Source organism: Pseudoclavibacter terrae (assembly GCF_008831075.1).
GTDB lineage: Bacteria > Actinomycetota > Actinomycetes > Actinomycetales > Microbacteriaceae > Pseudoclavibacter > Pseudoclavibacter terrae.
This window is the reverse complement of sequence record NZ_WBJX01000001.1, coordinates 158540-177389: the sequence shown is the minus strand read 5'-3', so window position 1 is coordinate 177389 and position 18850 is coordinate 158540. Positions and strand designations below refer to the sequence as shown.

Genomic DNA, 18850 nt, shown 5'->3' with positions numbered 1-18850 from the left:
GCAGACGTCGCGCGGGTTGAACAGCCTCCCGGCTTTCCGCGGCCGCAGCCGCAGGTGCAGGTGCAGGTGCAGGTGCAGGTCAGCGTCGAGGCGCGCGCGGCGGGTTCGGGTCCCTGGGCACGCCGACCCGCGTGACGAAGAGCGGCACGTCGCGGCGCGAGAGCCCGAGTCGGTAGCGCAGCTCGCCCTGCGCGAGCGACGAGTCGATGATCTCGGAGGCTGGCGCGAACGCCGCCCCGCGCGCCGTGGCCAGCAGCCACAGCCGCATGAGCGCCTGGCCGGCCTCGAGCACCCGCTCTGGGGGCAGCCCGAGCGGGGAGTTGAGCACGCGGGTCACCTCCGCACCCGATCCGATGTCGAGCAGTTTCGTGTCGGCGACCAGAGCGAAGGCCGTCGCCGCGGCGGGCGCGTCCTCACCCGCCGCCGAGACCGGCACCTCGAGCAGCGCGCGGCGCCACAGCTCCCCGACGGGGGGTCACGACGCGCACCGCAGCTTCCCGCAGGCGGCGGTTCCGCGTGAACGCCGACGCGAACCGCGCGGCGACCGCGGGAACCCCGAGCACGCGGTCGTTGAGCCCGTCGACGTCGTACCGCGGATGCGAGGGGTGCAGTCGCAGCCAGTGCGCCAGCTCGCGCGCAACGCCGGGTTCGCGCACCGTGTCGGCGGTGCCGAGCGCCGAGAAGTGCCGCAGGTCGTCCGCGTCGACCGGCACGAGCCGCAACCAGGCAGGCAACGCGTTCGCGAGCTCGAGCACGAGTCCCTTCGCGGGCTCGAGTCCACTGCGCACGGTCTTCCGCGATGCCAGCAGGTGTCGGTCGGAATCCGGGCCGCCTGACGACGCAGGTGACGCGGCGCCAGCAGGCGCGAGTCGGCTGCCGGGCGCGTCTGTCGAGCCGTCGTGCCCGTCGGCGTCGGTGGTGCGCACGTTCGGGGTGCCACCCTCTGTGCCGTCGCCCGTGCCGTCCCCTGTGCCGTCGCCTGTGCTTTCTCGGCCTTGGCGCAGCTGGATGCGGAGCACGGGGTCGTCGCTCCTCGCGTGCACGATCGCCTCCGGGTCGGCGAGCGCGGGCAGGAGCTCGACTTCGAAGTCCACTCGGTGCGCGGCGGCACTGACGCTGAACGCCTCGAGCCAGGCGCCCAACCCGAGCAGGGTGTCACGCCCGGTCGGGTCCGAGGCCGGCAGGGTCCGCTTGCGCGCGACCCGGAGCTCGAGAGCCGCCCCGTCGCCGATCATCCGCGGCGACCAGGGCTGGGTGTTGTGGGCCGACGGCGCCGACGCCGCGTCGGCGATGATCCGGTTCAGCGTGTGGATGCTGGTCATCGCTGCTCCCCCTCGTTGCTTGGGCGCGGGATGGGCATGCCGCCCACTCGTTTCCGGTAGAACACCGTGTGGTGCAGCGCGTCGCCGCCCATCCGGCTGAGCTGCCGCGCTGACGCTGGGTTGTCGTGTCCGATGTAGGTGGAGCGCAGCGCCGTGTACCCGCCCTCGATGAGCGCCTCCCCGACCGTTCGACCGAGGAGCGTGCTGATGCCCCGGCCCCGCGCCTCGGGGACGGTGCCCTGGATGGTGAGCACGGCTTCCCTCGGCTCCCGCTTCTGCCGCCAGATCTCGAGCAGCTGTCGTGGCCCGATGCGACCGGAGGAGCGTTGCACGATGCGCGTGACGTCGGGGACGCAGAGCAGGAACCCGAGTGGCTTGCGGGTCTTCGCGTCGACGGCGAACGCCCAGATGCTGGGATCGATGATGGCGACGAGCCCGCTGGTCGCCTCGCGCATCTGGGCCGGCGAGATCTGCGTGTAGTAGGGCAGCTCGGCGAACGCGGCGTTGACCAGCTTCCGCTGGCGCGCGACGGCGCGCGGGAACCGCAGCCGCGATGCCCGCTCGATGACGACGCCGGCGGCTGCGAGCTCCCCATCGGTGGGCGCGGTGAAGGCGTCGCTCTCGATCTGCCCGAGGCGACCTTGTTCGAGGCGTGCGATCCAGGTCGCCGACTCGTTCCAGGTTGTGAAGCCGAGCCCTTCGTAGGCGGCGGGCACCCAGTCGGGGTTCCAGGCTCCCTCCACGAAGCCCCGCTCGCTGAAGCCGCTCGTGATCACGCCGCCCACCTGGTTCGGGAGCAGCGTGACGGGGCCGAGCAGTTCCCGCCGCCCGGCCTTCCCAGCGCGCTCCTCGACGGCGGCGATGATCGCGCCGAGCGACTCCGCGTCGGCGGCCGCGACGGCTCCGAACAGCTGCAGACTCGAGTCGAGCTTCGCGTCCAATGCGTCGCTCGTGTGCGCGACCGCGCGGGCCACCGGCTCCCCGCCTCGGTAGGCGATGAGCAGCTCGACCGTGGACTCGTGCGCCCCCTTGCCCTTCCACCAGGAACGGAGCGTGGACTCGAGGACGGGCACCTCGCGGCTCGGGTCGGACACGCGTCCCGGCAGCTCGACGAACTCCAGGAATTCGAGCTCCGACTCCACGCGCTTCACCTCGATGCCGCGATGGGGACCGGACCGGGCGGCCCCGCCCGTCACGACGCTGTTCCGGCGATCGGCCGCGTCCACCCGACCGTCACCGCCAGCGGCGCCGTCGCCATCGCCGACGCCATCGCCGCTGTTGGCGCGCGCGCCAGAACCCACCCCCTCAGCCGCCTGCGTCGTGCCACCTTCCACGCTCGCCAGTTCCTCCTCGCTCGCGAAGAGGCGAATGAAGCCGGCGTTGGCGTTCTTCGTGTCCTTCACGATCCACTGCATTAGGTGGCGGTGCTCGGGCATCCTCGCGAAGCGGATGAGGGCGTCGCGCGTCGAGAAGTTCGCGAGGGTCCCGAGCGTCCACGGTGCTTCCCAGTAGATGCCGTGCCAGCAGTAGTCGGGCATCCGTCGCATCTTGCCGGTCATCTGGCCCCAGAGGCGCCCCGTCACGGCCCAGGCAAGTGGTGTCGTGTATCGGGTCGCACCGACGAACATCGATGCAGTGTCGAAGATCGTGTGCGATGGCGGTGGGATGGGAGTGGTCAGCTTCCTCGGCTTCCGCGTGGGCTCCGCGACGAGCGGTGGCGTGCGCCCCTGCGCGCGCTCGGTGGAGACGGGCGCGAAGTGCGGGTTGTGCGCCATCTCGCCGGGCGGCGGCTCCGGATCGGCCCGCCAGATGCCGTTCGAGTAGCCGCGGGTCTCAGCGAGCAGCAGCTTCGTGCGTCCGCGATGCGCGCCAGCAACTTCTCGCGCTCGCCCGACGCTCTCGAAGAGCAGGAGCTCGCCGACGACTCGTCGGTCGCGGAAGCGGTGCCGCCAGATCGCGCCATCGCTGTCGGTGCTGCGCCCCTCGACGATGACCAGCGCCTCGGCCCGTCCTTGGATGGGCGCCTTCGAGAAGTCCGTGGTGAACACGGCCTACTCGGCGTTCTTGACGACGTAGACGTTCTTGATCTTCGCGTTGCCCCCGGTGAACGGCCCCGTGCCGAACGGGTGCACCTCGATGCGGAGGTCTCCCGTCGATGGGTCCTCGTCGAGCGACTGCGCGAAGTCGCGCGAGACGGTGGCCAGGTGCTCGACGATGCCGAGCCGGGTCGTCTCGCTGAGCCTCGCGATCTCGTCGTCCGTCAGCGTCGCTCCGTCGCGCAGCTGGAGGTGCACAACCGGCCGCTGCTCGTGTCCGTCGAGCTCGAGCAGACCGAGCTTGAACGACTCGATGTCGGCGGCGTGCGGGTTGTCGCGGTAGAGCCCGTTCTCGATGTCGATCGGGTACAGGTTGGCGCCCATGTAGGAGATGGTCGAGTCCTTCCGGCCGAAGAGCAGGAGGAAGGGCAGCTTCATCCGCTGCACCGCGAACGCCCGGTGGAACGCCCTCGACAGGGCCGGGTCGAGCGCGGCGATGGTCTCGCGCACCTCGGGGAACGAGAGGATCTTCGCCTCGTCGCCGATGTTGTAGCGCAGCTTCGGGCTCAGCACGGCAGACGAGTTCAGCGTCACGACGAGCTCGTCGTCGTCGTTCGTCTCGAGGTAGGTCTCGAGCGGGTTGTACTGGAAGACCATCGGGATGCGCGACTCATCTTCGCCGAGGAGGGCCCGCCGCAGCCGCTCGTCGGCGAACATCGCGCGGCGAAGCCAGACGCACGCGTCCGACTCCCCCGCCATGCCGATCGTGAGGTCGGACGCCCCGTAGCCCGAGTAGACGCGCCCGAAGCGCTCTTCCAGGTAGTCGCGCAGCCCCTCCGTCATCGCCTCGCCGCCGACGAAGCCGTTGAGTCGGTGCTTCGACCAGTCGAACCACTCCTCACCGTCGAGCCGGTCGCGAAGGTGCTTGAGGAACGGCGGGTACGCGCTGACGAGGTACTGGTACTTCGGCCCGAAGTGGCGGATGGTGTCGACGATCTTGTCGATGTCGGGGCCGGTGTTCTTGACCATGGAGATCTTCGAGAGCGCGTGTCCGGTGTTGGTGCCGGTCGCCCACGCCCCCATCGAGAAGGCGTTGATGCCGAAGAGCTTCTTCGTGCCGAACAGCAGTGTGATGTACCCGGCCACGTTGTTGTGGATGGTCTTGAGCTCGTGCCGCCCGCGGATCCAGTTGAAGGGCGAGCCGCTCGACCCGCTCGATTCGTCGACCACGGTGCCGATCGTGTCGATCTCACCGCCCCAGCAGCGCTCGTCTTCCGTGTACCGCTTGACGTAGTCGTCCTTGTTCGTCTCGGGGTAGCTCGAGAGCTGCCACCACCGGAACCTGAAGTCGTTCTCGTGCAGCCACCGTTGGTAGGCGGGCACGTCGAGGTTCGCGCGCTGGCAGATCATCCACGCGTTGAACTTCGCGAAGTCACCCATGGCAGGCGCATAGTGGCGGGCGGTCCAGCGCCAGACGGCCGGATGCAGGTGGTACAGGTCGTAGGTCTTCGTGAGCGCGCCAGACCCGAGCCGCAGGAGGGACTGCCGCAGCTTCGACGCACGCCGCAGACCAGCTGGCCCCGGCGCCGCCGTGCTGCCCGATCGCTGTTCCCGGACATCGAGCTGCTCGGTCACGTCGCTCCCCCGTTCACGTCTTCCCTGAAGTGTGCGCATAGCTAAGCACGAGCCACGGACATTCGGGCTGGGACCTGCGCCATAGGCCACACCTAGCTGCGCCATAGCCGCCTGCCTGGGGAGCAACCGAGGCTGTCCCGAGTTCCGTGAAACAGACCAGGAGAGCCACCATGAGCAAGATCCCCGAACCAGACCTCACGCCGGATGGCCCCGCCTACGAGGGCAGGCTCCTCGACCGCGCAGACGAGGAGGTCGTCGACCAGGGCGTCGCGTTCGACCTCGGCACGCTCATGTCGCGGCGGGGACTGCTCAGCATCTTCGGCGTCGGAGTCGGGACGGTCGCACTCGCCGCCTGCGCGCCGACGGGATCAGGTGCCTCGAGCGCCGGGGCGACTTCCGCAGCAACCGCGAGCGCCTCCCCGACCGCGAGCGCGACGGCCGGCATCCTGCCCGCCAGCGAGATCCCCGACGAGACGGCCGGCCCCTACCCGGGCGACGGATCGAACGGCGCGGATGTGCTCGAGCAGTCCGGCGTCGTGCGGAGCGACATTCGCACGAGCATCGGCAGCAGCACCGCGGCCGCCGGTGCGCCCATGACGCTCACCCTGACGGTGCTCGACATGGCGAACGGCGACCGGCCCTTCGAAGGCGTCGCCGTCTACGTCTGGCACTGCGACGCGACCGGTGGCTACTCCATGTACTCGGAGGGCATCGAGAACGAGACGTTCCTGCGCGGCGTGCAGATCGCCGACAGCTCGGGGAGCGTCACCTTCACCTCGATCTTCCCCGCCTGCTACACGGGCCGCTGGCCGCACATCCACTTCGAGGTGTACCCCACGATCGACGACATCACCGAGTCGACGAGCGCCATCTCGACCTCGCAGGTCGCCCTGCCCGAGTACGCATCGAAGACCGTGTACGCGCTCTCCGGGTACGAAGGATCGGCGTCGAATCTGGCGCAGGTCAGCCTCGACTCGGACAACGTCTTCGGCGACGACGGCGGCGCGCTGCAACTCGCGACGGTCACGGGCGACGCGACAAGCGGCTACGACGTCGCGCTCACCGTGCGCGTCGACACGACGACCACACCGGCCGCGGGAGCCGCGCCGTCAGGCGGTGGCGCGGGCGGGCCCGGAGGTTCCGGAGGTTCCGGAGGTTCGAGCGGCCCAGGCAGCTGAGCCCCGCGCATCCCATCAGGCGGAGCACTTCAGCCGCCCGCGGCCCCAAGCAGACCCCACGACGAAAGGCGACCATCATGCTCGCGAACCTCACGGGCTGGCACGGCATCGCCGTGCTCGCCATCATCGTGCTCATCTTCGGCGCCTCGAAGCTGCCGGCCCTCGCGAAGAGCGTCGGGCAATCGATGCGCATCCTCAAGACGGAGGTCCGCGAACTCGACGCGGAGCTGACGCCAGAGGCCGGCAGCGCCGCCCTCACACCCCGGTCGCAACGAGCCGCACCACCGCGGCCCTGAGGTACGCGGACGTTGCACTGCCCTCGACCGCGGCGACCTCCTTCGGGGTGCCCTGCGCGACGATCTCGCCACCCTCATCCCCTGCACCGGGGCCCATGTCCACGACCCAGTCGGCCCCCGCGACGACTCGCATGTCGTGCTCGACGAGGATGACGGTGTTGCCCAGGTCGACGAGGTCGTGCAGGTGCCCGAGCAGGCGATCGGAGTCGGCGGGGTGGAGCCCGGACGTCGGCTCGTCGAGCAGGTAGAGGGTGTCCCCCTGCTGCGCGCGACGCAGCTCCGCGGCGAGCTTCACCCGCTGCGCCTCCCCTCCCGACAGCTCGGGCGCAGGCTGGCCGAGCGACACGTAGCCGAGGCCCACATCCGCGAGCGCGTCCAGATGCTGGAGCACGTCGGCGCGACCGGCGAACTTCTCCCGCGCGGCGGTGACGCTCATGTCCAGCACGTCGGCTATCGAGGACCCCTCGAACTCGACCTCCAGCGTCTCGGCGTTGTAGCGCCTGCCGCCGCACGTCGAACATGGCGCCTGCACCGTGGGCAGGAAGAGCAGCTCGACCTCCATCGTGCCCTCGCCCTTGCACGTCGGGCACCTGCCGCTCGGCAGATTGAACGAGAAGCGGCTGGCGCTGTAGCGGCGTCGCCTCGCCTCGTCCGTCGACGCGAACAGCGAGCGGATGCGGTCGAACAGTCCCGTGTACGTCGCGACGTTCGAGCGCGAGGTGCGACCGATGGGGGCCTGGCTGACCTGCACGATCCGCTTGAGGCGGTCGGCTGGCCCGACGGCTCGGCCCTGTGTCGCCGCCGCTTCGACGGCGAGCATCGGGTCGCCCCGCTCCGGTTCGTCGGCGGCGGTCGTCTCCCCGACCTCGCTCGAGAGACTCGCGCGCAGCAGGTCGGGGAGCGCCTGGTTGACGAGCGTCGTCTTGCCCGAGCCCGAGACGCCGGTGACCGCGGTCAGGCAGCCGAGCGGGAACTCCACCGAGAGGCCCCGGATGTTGTTGCGCACGACCCCGTCGAGGGCGACCCGCTGGTCACGCGGCCGCGGCGCGCGGATCGTCGGCCGCGGTGAGTCGGGGCTGTCGAACAGGTAGCGACGGGTCACCGATTCCTCGGCGCCCTTCAGCCCGTCGAGGTCGCCGGAGTAGACGATGCGCCCACCCGAGGCGCCAGCCCCGGGGCCGATGTCGACGATCCAGTCGGCCTCGCGGATGACGTCGAGCGAATGCTCCACGTAGAAGACGGTGTTGCCGCGGTCCCTGAGACCGCGCAGGATCCCCAGGAGCGCCTCGGTGTCCGCGGGATGCAGGCCGGCCGAGGGCTCATCGAGCACGAACACGACGCCGAACAAGCCGGCGAGGAGCTGGTTCGCGAGGCGCAGCCGCTGGAGCTCGCCGCCGGACAGCGTGCCGGTCTGCCGGTCGAGTGAGAGGTAGCCGAGCCCCAGATCCGACAGGGGCGCGAGGCGCGCGCCGAGCTCACCGGCGAGACGGCGGGCCGCGAGCACCTGCTCGGGGGCCAGCACTGCTCCCCGCGAGCGCTCCCACTCGGGCCCCAGCACCGTGTTCATGAGCGTCGCGAGCTCGCGCAGCGGCATCGCCGCGATCTGGGTGATGTCGTGCCCCTCGAACGTCACCGCGAGCGCATCCGGCTTCAGCCTCGTCCCGCGACAGTCGGGGCAGACCACGCTCTCCATGAACGCGGCTGCCTTCTCGCGCATCCGCTCGCTCTTCGAGTTCGCGAATGTATCGAGCACGTACCGCTTCACGCCGACGAACGTGCTCATGTACGAGGGCTCGTCGCCCGCCGCGACAGCCGCGCGAACCTGCGCCGGTGTCCTGCCCGTGTACACCGGCACCTGCGGCTTCTCGGTCGTGTGCAGCAGCCAGGAGCGCTGTTCGGCGGGGACCTCGCGCCACGGGATGTCGATGTCGTAGCCGAGGGAGACCAGGCTGTCGCGCAGCTGCTTGCCGTGCCAGGCCGTCGGCCAGGCGGCGATCGCCCCATCCCGGATGCTCACGGAGGCATCCGGGACCATGAGCGACTCCGGCACCTCGTACACGCGGCCGAGACCATGGCAGTTCGGGCAGGCGCCCTGCACGGTGTTCGCCGAGAAGTCCTCCGCGAGCAGCATCGGCGCGCCAGCCGGGTACTCGCCCACCCTCGAGAACAGCATCCGCACGACGTTCGCGATCGTGGAGGTGCTCCCCACCGTCGAGCGCGCACTGCCACCACCGCGCTGCTGCGGGAGCGCCACCGCCGGGGGCAGCCCCTCGACCGAGTCGACGTCGGGCGGCGAGACCTGGTTCATGAGGCGGCGCGCGTACGGAGCGACCGACTCGAAGTAGCGGCGCTGCGCCTCCGCGTACAGCGTGCCGAAGGCAAGCGAGCTCTTCCCCGAACCGGAGACGCCCGTGAACGCGACCAGCGCGTTCCTCGGGATGTCCACGTCCACACCGCGGAGATTGTGCTCGCGGGCACCCCGCACGACCACTCGATCCGGTGCCCCAGCTGACGTCTGTCCCTCGGCGAAAACCATCGACCCAGCATGACGGCCGTGCGTGCGTCGAAACTGGGCGCCTTCAGGTAACGCAAGGTTACGCAGAGCTACGACGTGGGCGAACAGAGTAGAAATGTCTCGTTGTCCGAACATATGACAGCTCCAACCTGGACAAAGGAGTTCCCATGACCGACCAGACCGCCACCAGCCCCCGCACCATCGGGGTCGGCCTCATCAGCGTCGGCTGGATGGGCCGCCTCCACTCGCGCGCCTACCGCGCCGTGCCAGACCACTTCCCCGAGCTGGGCATCAAGACCCGGCTCGTGGTCGCCGCCGACCCCGTGCCGGAAGCGCGCGCGCAAGCAGAGGAACGCCTCGGGTTCGAGCGCACCGTCGCCGACTACCACGAAGTGCTCGCCGACCCCGAGGTCGACGTCGTCTCGATCTGCTCGCCCAACTTCCTCCACGCCGAGATGGCCATCGCGGCAGCCGAGGCCGGCAAGCCGTTCTGGATCGAGAAGCCCATGGGGCGCTACGCGTCCGACTCGCGGCGCATCGCATCCGCCGTGGATGCAGCCGGCATCGTCACCGCCGTCGGGTTCAACTACCGCAACGCCCCCGCGATCGCGCACATGAAGCAGCTCATCGAAGAGGGCGCGATCGGCCGGGTCACGAACGTGCGCGGCGCACTGCTCGCCGACTACTCATCCGACGCCCTCGCCCCGCTCACGTGGCGCTTCGAACGCGAACGCGCCGGATCCGGCGTGCTCGGCGACCTGCTCTCGCACGGCCTCGACCTCGCGCAGCACGTCGTCGGCCGCATCGGCAGCGTGTCGGCGACGGCGGAGACGTTCATCACCGAGCGCCCCGCGCCGGGCACGGGCATCGTCGACCGATCAGCGCCGGGCACCGGCGAGCTGAAGCCCGTCGAGAACGAGGACTACGCGGCCCTCCTCATGCGCTTCGACAACGGCGCCATCGGCATCATGGACTCGAGCCGCATCATGCGCGGGCCGCGCGCCGAATACGCCCTCGAGGTGTACGGCACGAGCGGCTCGCTGCGGTGGGACTTCCAGCGCCTCAACGAGCTCGAGGTCTGCCTCGACTCGTCGAACCCGTACGGCTACACGACCGTCTACATGTCCCCCGGCCACGGCGAGTTCCACCGCTTCCAGCCGGGCGGAGGAACCGGCATGGGCTTCGACGACCTCAAGACCATCGAGGCCGCCCGCTTCCTGGAGAGCGTCGTCACCGGCAAGCAGGTCGCGCCGTCGGTCGCCGACGGGCTCGTCGCCGCGCAGATCGTCGAGGCCGCAGAGGCCTCCATCGAAGACGGCCGCTGGCACGACGTCCCCGCCCGCGCGTAACTGCGGCGGCACTCCCCCCGACGAGTCTCGGGCTGGGGAACTCACTTCGTTGCCGAGAGTTATCCAGCACGAAGCGACTTTCCCATCCCGAGACGAGCAGCACACACCAGTGCGCGCAAGGCCGGACGGGTCGCGAATCGACTTCCAGCCCCGGGATGGGTTCCACGCTTCGACCCGATTGGCGTATCTCGGGATGGGTTGCGCGCTTCGGGATGGATTGCAACCCATCTGCATGCGTGCAACCCACCCCGAAATCCCGCCGCCGCTAGAAGGTCGTCGCGTCGATCACGAAGCGGTAGCGGACGTCCGACTTCAGGACTCGCTCGTAGGCCTCGTTGATCTGGGTGGCCTCGATGAGCTCGACCTCGGGTGCGATGTCGTGTTCGGCGCAGAAGTCGAGCATCTCCTGCGTCTCGCGGATGCTGCCGATCGTCGACCCCGCGAACGAGCGGCGGTTGTTGAACAGCGTGAACGCGGTCACGGGGATGGGCTGGGCCGGCGCGCCGACGTAGACCATGGTGCCGTCGAGCGTCAGCAGGTTCAGGTACTGGTCGATGTCGAGGTTCGCGCTGACCGTGTTGATGATGAGGTCGAACGTGTTGCGCAGCTCGGTGAACGTGGCCTCGTCGCTCGTCGCGTAGTAGTGCTTCGCGCCGAAGCGCAGCCCGTCTTCCTGCTTGCTGAGGGTCTGCGAGAGCACGGTCACCTCGGCGCCCATGGCGACGGCGATCTTCACGGCCATGTGGCCGAGGCCGCCCATGCCGACGACGGCGACCTTCTTGCCTGGGCCCGCCTGCCAGTGCGCGAGGGGCGAGTAGGTGGTGACGCCGGCGCAGAGCAGCGGGGCGGCCTTCTCGTAGGGGATGCTCTCGGGCACGCTGAGCACGAAGTCGGCGTCGACGACCACGTTGGTGGCGTAGCCGCCCTGCGTGATGCTGCCGTCGCGGTCCTTGCCGCCGTAGGTCATGACGTTTCCGTTGGTGCAGTACTGCTCGGAGCCGGCCTTGCAGTTGTCGCACTCGCGGCAGGAGTTGACCATGCAGCCGACGCCGACGCGGTCGCCGACCTTGTGCTTGGTGACGCCGCTTCCGACCTCGGCGACGGTTCCGACGATCTCGTGGCCGGGGGCGAGCGGGTACGGCACCTTGCCCCATTCGCCGCGCACCGTGTGGATGTCGGAGTGGCAGATGCCGGAGTAGGCGATGTCGATGAGCACGTCGTTCTCGCCGACGGCGCGGCGCTCGATGGTTGTGGGCTCGAGCGGCTCGGTTGCTGAGGGGGCGGCGTATGCCTTCGCGGTCGTCATTCGTGCTCCTTCGGGTTGTGCTTGGAGGTCGTTCGCTCGCCTGCTCCGGTTCTCAGAGCGCGGCGGGACCGAGGAGACTCTATGCCTCGCCTCCGACAGTCATTCTCCGCGGGCGTTCAGGTCGCCCCGCTTGAGGGCGACGTTGGGGTGCGGAGGCGCGGGAGGGGCGGCGGCCCCGACGTCCGCCTGCCCTGCATCCACGACTTCGTCGACCGAGACGATGCGCAGCATGCCCGTCTCGAGGCCGACGGCGACCTCGTCGGGGATCATGTAGAGCGCGCGCGTCTCCGGGCCTGCGCTCGCGGTGCCGCGGAACTGCCGCTTCGACATGACCATCGCCTCCGGCGTCGCGGTGCGGCGGCGACGGCGGGTCCTGAACTGGCGGGCGAGGAAGCGGCCGAGGGTGACGCCGCCGGCGATTCCGATGCCGATGGAGCCTGCCTGCACGAGTCGCAGCACGCCGTCGTCGGACGTGTCGCTCGAGGTGATGTCGAGCATGCCCTGGTAGATGGCGAGGCCTGGCAGGAGCGGCACGGTGCCGCAGACCGTCGTGATGGTGGCGGGGATGTGCAGCTTGCGGGAGAGGCCTTCGCCCAGGATGCCGATGATCAGCGCTGGCACGGCGGTCGCGACGAGCGGCTCGGTGCCTGCGGTGACGAGCACGTCGTAGCCGAGGTAGGCGATGCCGCCGAAGATCATGACGACGAGGGCGGTGCGCATGGTCGCGTAGGAGGCGAGCGCCCAGGCGGCGGCCGCGATGGCGGCGCCGATGACCTGCACGGCCGACGGCCACGGCTGCACGGATCGTTCGACGAGGCGCAGGTCGATGCCGAGTCCGCGGGCCACGTCGAGCACGATGGCGATGCCGACGATGAGGCCGAGCGTGAGCAGCACCACTTCGAGGAGCCTGCCCATGGCGGTGATGGGGAATCCGTTGATGGCATCGTCGGCGGCGCCGACGAACGACATCCCGGCGAGGAGCACGACCAGGCCGGATGCGACGACCAGCGCGGGCGGGAGGGCGGCGAACTCGACGGGGAGCACGGGGAGCGCCGCGAGGAGGCCGACGGCGACGCCGGTGGCGATCGCGGCGCCGGCGATCTGGAGGAAGAAGGCGGGCAGGCCCCAGCGGCCGAGGGCCTGCAGCACGAGGTCCACGACCACCGTCGTGGCGGCGGAGAGGAGGCAGACGAGGGGTCCGCCGCCGAGGAGGAAGCCGACGCCTCCCGCCATGAGGGCGAGCCAGAGCGTCACCATGGAGCGGCGGAAGCGCTGCGGGGCGACGAGGATCTCGTCGAGGCGCTGGTGGAACGACTCGAGCTGGTTGAGTGCCTCCTCGAGCTTGGCCGGGTCGTCGATCGTCTCGGCGACGTCGATGTCGTTCGGGTCGGCGGCGATCTCGCGCGACAGCTCCATGACGCGCGTGAGGCGGTCGTAGTCGGGGAGGCGGCTGTTGACGACGCGCAGCAGGCTGATGCCGGCCCCGTCGTTGACGCCGTCGTGGACCACGAGAATCGACGTGAACGTGAGGTCGATCTGGCAGTCGACGCCGAAGGCCTTCGTGGTTCGGCGGATGGCGTCGGTCACGTCGGTCGCCGACGCGCCGAGGGCGAGCATCGTCTCGCCGACGCGCACGGCCAGTTCGAGGACTTCGCGGATGCTGCGCTCGGCCAGGAGGGCACGCTGCGCGCGGCGCCCCACCGTCGTCGAGGGGGTCTTGCCGCCGACTTTTCTGGCCAGGTTGTCGAAGAAGTTCTTACCGCGCACGGCGGGAGTCTAGTTGCGCGGCGGGGGCTGCGTCAGCGTTCCGACGCGATGTGCACGAGGCCTCTCAGCGCCTCGCCCAGCGGCTCGACTTCCTCGGCGGTGTTGTGGACGTGGAAGGAGAGTCGCAAGTTACCGGCGCGGTTCGCGGCCATGACGTCGAGCCGCTCGAGCGTGTCTCTGATCTCGCCCACCGCCCCCTCGACGGGGGCGAGGGCGAGGATCGCGGAGCGTGCATCCGGGAGCCCAGCCGCAGACGCGAACGCGGCGCTCACTTCGAGCGCGTGCGCCTCCAGTTCGGGCGCCCCGATACCGAGCAGGAAGTCGAGCGAGGCCTCCGTGCCCACCCACGCTTGCCAGGCGGGCGAGACGTCGAAGCGGCGTGCGTCTGCGGCGAGCCGGAGCGGCAGCCCGTAGATGCTCGACCAGGGGTCTTCTCCCGCGTACCAGTTCGCGGCGAGGGGGCGGATGCGCTCGTGCAGTTCCGGGTCGAGCGTCAGAAACGCGGTGCCGCGCGGGCACAGCAGCCACTTGTAGGCGGCGCACACGGTCGCATCGAACCGGCTCGCGTCGACGTCCCTCCACCCGGCGGACTGCGTGAGGTCGATGAGGGTGCGTGCGCCGTGCCGCTTGGCGGCGGCTTCGATGGCGTCGAGGTCGGCGACGGCGCCGTTGCGGGACTGCACGGCCGACACGACAACCCACGCGGTCTCCGGTCCGATTTCCTCCGCGATGCGGTCAACGGGCACCTCGCGCAGGCGCAGCCCCCGGTCGGCGTGGGCCGCGAACGGGAAGCTGATGCTCGTGAAGTCGTTCTCCGCGAAGAGCACCTCGGCGCCATCGGGCACGGATGCGGCGATGAGCCCCACGAGGGGCGAGACCTGGTTGCCGATCGCCACCCACGGGGCAGGCACGTGCACGAGCTCCGCGTAGAGCTGCCGCGACCGACTCACGGTGCCGTCGTAGTCGCTCGCCTGCCTGCGCCCCGCACTCCAGCCGACCAGTTCACGCGTCAAGGCGTCCGTCGTCGCCCACGGCGGCAGGCCCATCGACGCGGTGTTGAGGTACAGGGGTTCCGCCGAGAAGGCGGCCGAATGGATCCAGGACATGCCGCCAGGCTAGCGACCTGAGCGTTGCAGCGGCAGTTGACAGTGCTTCCTTCGTCCGCGCACGACCAATACATTGATGCCATGACCATCCCCTTTCGGAAAGAACGGGAAACTGCGCTCGCGAGAGCGGCCGGCGCAACGCTCGCGTGCCTTGCGTTGCTCACCGGATGCGCCGCCAACGCGGCCGTGAAGCTGCCACTTCCGACCCCCCTCGACGGCCTCCCTCTAACGGCGACGTACGAGCTGGAGCCCGTCGCTCCACGCTTGGCGACTGAGACGGAGCGGGAGGACGCGCAGTCCCTGTGGGCGGAGGGTTATGAGACGGAGCGCGAGCAACTGGGGATCCCGCACAGGGCGGTTTTCCTCGACGAAGGCGGCACGATGTTCCGTATCATCCGGATCAGCTCCCCCGACCTCCAGTGCGGGACTGCCCCGCTCACCTTGGAGGTCGTCGGTGACGCAGCGATGCGCATCACCATTGGCACAGCGCCGGGCGGTGGCGGTAATTGCTTGGCCATTGGCCACACGGTCGTCGACGAGCTGGAGCTCCCCCGCGAAGTCACGGGCCGACCGATTTCTGTGGAGCTGGTCGAGAACGTTCCTTCGCCCGGGCTCTACCTGATGGCGGAGTGAGCTTCCCAGAGCGTGGCCGAACTCTCCACGTGAGATCGTGGACGCATGAAACTCGCCGAAGCGCTCCTGGAGCGCGCCGACCTGCAGAAGCGCATCGAGTCGCTGCAGGCTCGCATCGTCGCGAACGCCTCCTATCAGGAGGGTGAGCAGCCGACGGAAGACGCCGCCGAGCTCCTCGACGAGTGCGCCACCCGCCTGCTGCAGCTCGAGCGACTCGTCACATCGATCAACATCACGAACGCCACCGCGCCGACGGAGGACGGGCGCACGATAACGGCCCTCCTCGCTGCCCGCGAGACGCTGCGCAGTCAGCACAGCATCCTGGTTCGGGCGGCGGATGCGGCGGCAGGGTCGTGGGGACAGCGGCAGATGCGCAGCGAGCTGCGGCAGATGTCAGCCCTGCCTGTGCGCGACGTGCGAGCCAAAGCGGACGGTGTCGCTCAGGCGCTGCGCGAGCTCGATGTCGTCATCCAACGCACGAACTGGGAGGTCGAGCTCCTCGAGGCCTGAGGCCCGAGGACCAGCAAGCAGACGAAGACGCGGTGAGTCGGTAGGCGAACGGCGCGAGCACACACCGAGGGCTGGCGGTTTCCAGTCCACCTGTCGACGCGGTGGGCAGCGTCACGGCTTCGGCCGTCACACTTCAGCCCAGCACCCCTCACCGGGAACCGCGCACGCAGGACACCTCATCACCATGTGCTGGCCGGGCGTCGAGGGCGGGATCGGGGACCTCACCGCGGCGGGCCGGAGCGACGGTGCTTCAGACCTGCTTGCCTGACTGCACGGAGACAGCGAACCACTGCCCGTATCCGTCTTGGGCGAAGGTGAGCGTGGAGCCTCGCTCGACGACCGTCGTGTCGTGCGTCCCGCACATGGACACGTCCTGCGTGTTGTAGGACACCCCCGGACGCACCTTGCCGTCGATGACCGGCAGCAGGGCGATCGGGCCGTCGGTGGTGAGCCCGGGCAGGTGGCGGTCGCCGATGCGGAACCGGTTGCGGTCGATGCCGGAGTTCGCGGCGAGCGCGTCCACGTCGCTGTACGGGCAGCCGAGCACGAACGCGGATGCGTCGTCGGGGAGCAGCTCGTCGATCTCCATCGTGGCCGAGAGCTCGTTCACCGAGAGGTGGTCGAGCAGCCGCACTGGCTCGGGCGTCGCGCACGCCGAGAGCGAGGCCGCGGCGAGCATGCTGAGGGCTGCGAAGGCGACGGATCGACGGGGGTGCACGTCTTCGACCCTAGGTGTTGGACCGGGTCGAACGCGTCATCCGAAGTGGTGAACTTGGTCATCCCGGAGATGGATGCGGCGCCGACGGGCCGCGTGCGTGCGCGCTCATGCCCCGGCGGACTGCGCTGGGGCGCTCGCGATCGCGCGCGAGATGGGCTCGGGGAAGAGGGCGCGTGCTTCGAGCAGCTCGGCCCGGTACGCTCCGCAGGTCGCACATGCGCTGTAGACGACCGTGCCGAGCGAGGTCGAGTGGCGGGATGCCGTCGTCCAGCCGTGCTCGGCGCAACCCGTGGCGGATGCGCGGACGTGCTGGCGGGCGCGGGCTGTCGTGTTCGGGAGCCGGATGGGGCGCGTTGCGGAGTCGTCTGCGGGGGTCAGCTTCTTCATACCCTCGACCCTGGTGTAATAGCCTTATGCATCTCAACCCTTACGGCGAATACGCGGTCGAGCTCGCCGCATCCCTCGCCAACGACTGGCCAGCAGACCGCCCCGCCCTGCTCGCCCGAACGCGCGAACATGGCATGACGATGCCGTTCCCACCGGAGGCCGACGACCACACGCGCACACGCGCCGTGGTCGATGACTGGCTCAGGGTCGTGGATGCGCCCACCGACGAGCAGCGCGCTGACGTGCTGAACACCCTCATGGCGGCAGCCACGGCCTATCCGCGCCTCACGAACCACGACAGCGAGGGGTGGCACCTCCACTACCGGGACTGGGACATGTCGCTGCCGGACATCCTGCTCGCAGTGATCACGGTGGGCACGGCCCTGCACCTCACCACGCGAGGGATGCACCGCCTGAGCAGGTGCGCGGCCGGGCTCGACGCCGGCGACGAGTGCAGGAACGTGGTCGTCGACACGACCCGCAACGGGCGCCAGCGGTACTGCTCGGTGCGATGCGCGAACCGCGCGGCCGTTCGCCGGCACCGGTCTCGCGAGCGTGCGTGATGGGTTTCGGTGAACGGTGATGACGAAAAACCCATCAGCGTCACCAAAACCCATCACGCGCTTCGCCGAAACCCATCAAGGACGCAGAAACGCCGCAAACTCACGTGGATGGGGCAACCGGTGCGACCGGCAGGCGGGATGCGCGCGCCCGGTTACGCCTTGGTCGCCTCGAGTCCCCGCTCGAGGTCGGTGAGGATGTCGTCGATCCCCTCGATGCCGATCGACAGGCGGATGAGCCCTGGCGTCACCCCGGCCTCGTCGCGCTGCTCCTGCGAGGAGCGCTTGAAGATCGTCGACTGCATGTGGAGCGCCAGCGTCCGCACGTCGCCGATGTGCGTCATGTGGCTGACCAGCTCGAGGGCCTCCACGAACTTCCGCGCCGCTTCCGGCCCGCCGGGCAGGTCGAAGGAGACCACCGAGCCGGCCCCATCCGGGAGGTACTTCTGCGCGAGCTCGTAGTAGGCGTTCGACGGCAGGCCCGAGTAGTCGACCGAGCCGACCTCGGGACGTGCCTCGAGCCACTCCGCGACGCGTTGCGCGTTCTCGACGTGCCGTTCCATCCGCAGCGACAGCGTCTCGATGCCGTGCAGCAGCAGGAAGGTGCTCGTCGGCGGCACCGTGGGGCCGTAGTCGAGCACCGTCACCGACTTCACGTAGCTGATGAACGTGTCGGCGCCGTAGCGCTCGATGAACGACGGCGCCCCCTCGAAGGAGCCTTTCGTGAAGTGCGGGAACCGTTCCGAGTTCGCCGCCCAGTCGAACTTGCCGGCGTCGATGATGACGCCGCCGATGACCGAGCCGTGGCCCGACAACCACTTCGACGTCGAGTGGATCACGATGTCCGCGCCCCACTCGATGGGCCGACACAGGTAGGGCGTCGCGACCGTGTTGTCGACGATGAGCGGAACGCCAGCCTTCGCCGCGACCCGGCCGAGGAGCTCGAGGTCGACGACGTCGTTCTTCGGGTTGGGGATCGACTCCGTGTAGACGGCGCGCGTCTCCGGACGCACCCGGGCGAGCCAGTCCTCCTCGGTCGCCTCGGCCGTGAGGAACTCGAAGTTCAGACCCTGCCGAGTGAGGCTGCCATCGAAGAGCTGACGCGTGCCGCCATACAGGCTGGCCGTGGAGAGGATGTGGTCACCGGATGCGGCAAGCGAGAAGAGCGTCATCGCGATGGCCGCCTGCCCGCTCGAGACGACGAGCCCGTTGCGCCCACCCTCGAGGTTCGCGATGCGCTTTCCCGCGACGACGTTCGTCGGGTTGTCGCCGCGCGAGTACGCCCGTCCGACGCTCTCGCCGGAGAAGCGCGCCTCAGCCTCGTCGTAGGACGGGAAGACGTACCCCGCGCTCTGGTAGATCGGGGTCACGCGCGCGCCGACGTCACTGTCGACGACCGCGCCGGCGTGGATCTGCCTGGTCGCAAAGGTCTGTTCGTTTCGCTCTTCAATGGCCACACGGTCAACGTACGGAAGTCGGGTCCGCTTGTGGAGCCGCGGCGAAACCTTTGGAAATACGCGGAGGGCCCCAAG

Annotated in this window: 17 protein-coding genes; 6 read left to right on the top strand and 11 right to left on the bottom strand. The window is 69.6% G+C overall.

Features of this window, described 5'->3' with window-relative positions; translation table 11 throughout:
• Positions 1-79 precede the first annotated feature (79 nt).
• The 4 genes from F8O03_RS00895 to F8O03_RS00880 are packed head-to-tail and all read right to left on the bottom strand — an operon-like array spanning position 80 to position 4993.
• Positions 80-436 (bottom strand): nitroreductase family protein, encoded by a 357-nt coding sequence (locus F8O03_RS00895; protein WP_151421991.1) that lies wholly within the window; start codon positions 434-436, stop codon positions 80-82.
• Positions 414-1322, bottom strand: coding sequence for a hypothetical protein (locus tag F8O03_RS00890; protein ID WP_151421990.1), 909 nt, complete (start codon positions 1320-1322; stop codon positions 414-416). The genes F8O03_RS00895 and F8O03_RS00890 overlap by 23 nt, the downstream gene beginning before the upstream one ends.
• Positions 1319-3370, bottom strand: coding sequence for a hypothetical protein (locus F8O03_RS00885; protein ID WP_151421989.1), 2052 nt, complete (start codon positions 3368-3370; stop codon positions 1319-1321). The genes F8O03_RS00890 and F8O03_RS00885 overlap by 4 nt, the downstream gene beginning before the upstream one ends.
• Before the next feature lie 3 nt (positions 3371-3373).
• Complete coding sequence (locus tag F8O03_RS00880) at positions 3374-4993, bottom strand: phenylacetate--CoA ligase family protein (protein ID WP_244295775.1); 1620 nt, start codon at positions 4991-4993, stop codon at positions 3374-3376.
• A 170-nt stretch (positions 4994-5163) separates the two neighbouring features.
• Between F8O03_RS00880 and F8O03_RS00875 the strand changes: the two genes are divergently transcribed.
• Positions 5164-6171: an intradiol ring-cleavage dioxygenase gene (locus F8O03_RS00875; protein ID WP_151421988.1), complete on the top strand. Its 1008-nt coding sequence runs from the start codon at positions 5164-5166 to the stop codon at positions 6169-6171.
• Positions 6172-6248: 77 nt separating this feature from the next.
• A complete protein-coding gene (locus tag F8O03_RS00870; protein WP_151421987.1) occupies positions 6249-6467 on the top strand; it encodes a twin-arginine translocase TatA/TatE family subunit in 219 nt (72 codons plus the stop codon).
• Here the strand turns inward: F8O03_RS00870 and F8O03_RS00865 are convergent.
• Entirely contained in the window at positions 6427-9003 is a 2577-nt protein-coding gene (locus tag F8O03_RS00865; protein ID WP_151421986.1) for an excinuclease ABC subunit UvrA, read from the bottom strand. The two genes, F8O03_RS00870 and F8O03_RS00865, sit on opposite strands and share 41 nt — an antisense overlap.
• A 146-nt stretch (positions 9004-9149) precedes the next feature.
• Here F8O03_RS00865 and F8O03_RS00860 point away from each other — a divergent pair, with 146 nt between their 5' ends.
• On the top strand, positions 9150-10331 hold the full coding sequence (locus tag F8O03_RS00860) for a Gfo/Idh/MocA family protein (protein ID WP_151421985.1): 1182 nt from the start codon (positions 9150-9152) through the stop codon (positions 10329-10331).
• Positions 10332-10596: 265 nt separating this feature from the next.
• Here F8O03_RS00860 and F8O03_RS00855 read toward each other — a convergent pair whose 3' ends face one another.
• The 3 genes from F8O03_RS00855 to F8O03_RS00845 form a co-directional block, all read right to left on the bottom strand.
• The gene (locus F8O03_RS00855; RefSeq protein ID WP_151421984.1) at positions 10597-11637 is read right to left on the bottom strand and encodes an NAD(P)-dependent alcohol dehydrogenase; all 1041 of its coding nucleotides are present in this window, start codon (positions 11635-11637) and stop codon (positions 10597-10599) included.
• Between the two features lie 99 nt (positions 11638-11736).
• Entirely contained in the window at positions 11737-13404 is a 1668-nt protein-coding gene (locus tag F8O03_RS00850; RefSeq protein ID WP_151421983.1) for a threonine/serine exporter family protein, read from the bottom strand.
• A 32-nt stretch (positions 13405-13436) separates the two neighbouring features.
• A complete protein-coding gene (locus F8O03_RS00845; RefSeq protein ID WP_151421982.1) occupies positions 13437-14510 on the bottom strand; it encodes an aminotransferase class V-fold PLP-dependent enzyme in 1074 nt (357 codons plus the stop codon).
• Between the two features lie 81 nt (positions 14511-14591).
• On the opposite strand from F8O03_RS00845, the gene F8O03_RS00840 reads away from it, so the two are divergent.
• Both F8O03_RS00840 and F8O03_RS00835 read left to right on the top strand, forming a co-directional pair.
• Positions 14592-15143: a hypothetical protein gene (locus tag F8O03_RS00840; RefSeq protein WP_151421981.1), complete on the top strand. Its 552-nt coding sequence runs from the start codon at positions 14592-14594 to the stop codon at positions 15141-15143.
• Positions 15144-15188: 45 nt separating this feature from the next.
• The gene (locus tag F8O03_RS00835) at positions 15189-15653 is read left to right on the top strand and encodes a DIP1984 family protein (protein ID WP_151421980.1); all 465 of its coding nucleotides are present in this window, start codon (positions 15189-15191) and stop codon (positions 15651-15653) included.
• Between the two features lie 250 nt (positions 15654-15903).
• Here F8O03_RS00835 and F8O03_RS00830 read toward each other — a convergent pair whose 3' ends face one another.
• Positions 15904-16371 carry a hypothetical protein gene (locus F8O03_RS00830; RefSeq protein ID WP_151421979.1) on the bottom strand — a complete coding sequence of 156 codons (468 nt, stop codon included), beginning with the start codon at positions 16369-16371 and terminating at the stop codon, positions 15904-15906.
• A gap of 105 nt (positions 16372-16476) precedes the next feature.
• Positions 16477-16758 carry a hypothetical protein gene (locus tag F8O03_RS00825; RefSeq protein WP_151421978.1) on the bottom strand — a complete coding sequence of 94 codons (282 nt, stop codon included), beginning with the start codon at positions 16756-16758 and terminating at the stop codon, positions 16477-16479.
• Between the two features lie 26 nt (positions 16759-16784).
• On the opposite strand from F8O03_RS00825, the gene F8O03_RS00820 reads away from it, so the two are divergent.
• Positions 16785-17321 carry a CGNR zinc finger domain-containing protein gene (locus tag F8O03_RS00820; RefSeq protein WP_151421977.1) on the top strand — a complete coding sequence of 179 codons (537 nt, stop codon included), beginning with the start codon at positions 16785-16787 and terminating at the stop codon, positions 17319-17321.
• A 152-nt stretch (positions 17322-17473) separates the two neighbouring features.
• On the opposite strand, the gene F8O03_RS00815 is transcribed toward F8O03_RS00820, so the two are convergent.
• Positions 17474-18775, bottom strand: a complete 1302-nt coding sequence (locus F8O03_RS00815; RefSeq protein ID WP_244295772.1) for an O-acetylhomoserine aminocarboxypropyltransferase/cysteine synthase family protein — start codon at positions 18773-18775, stop codon at positions 17474-17476.
• Positions 18776-18850: the final 75 nt, after the last annotated feature.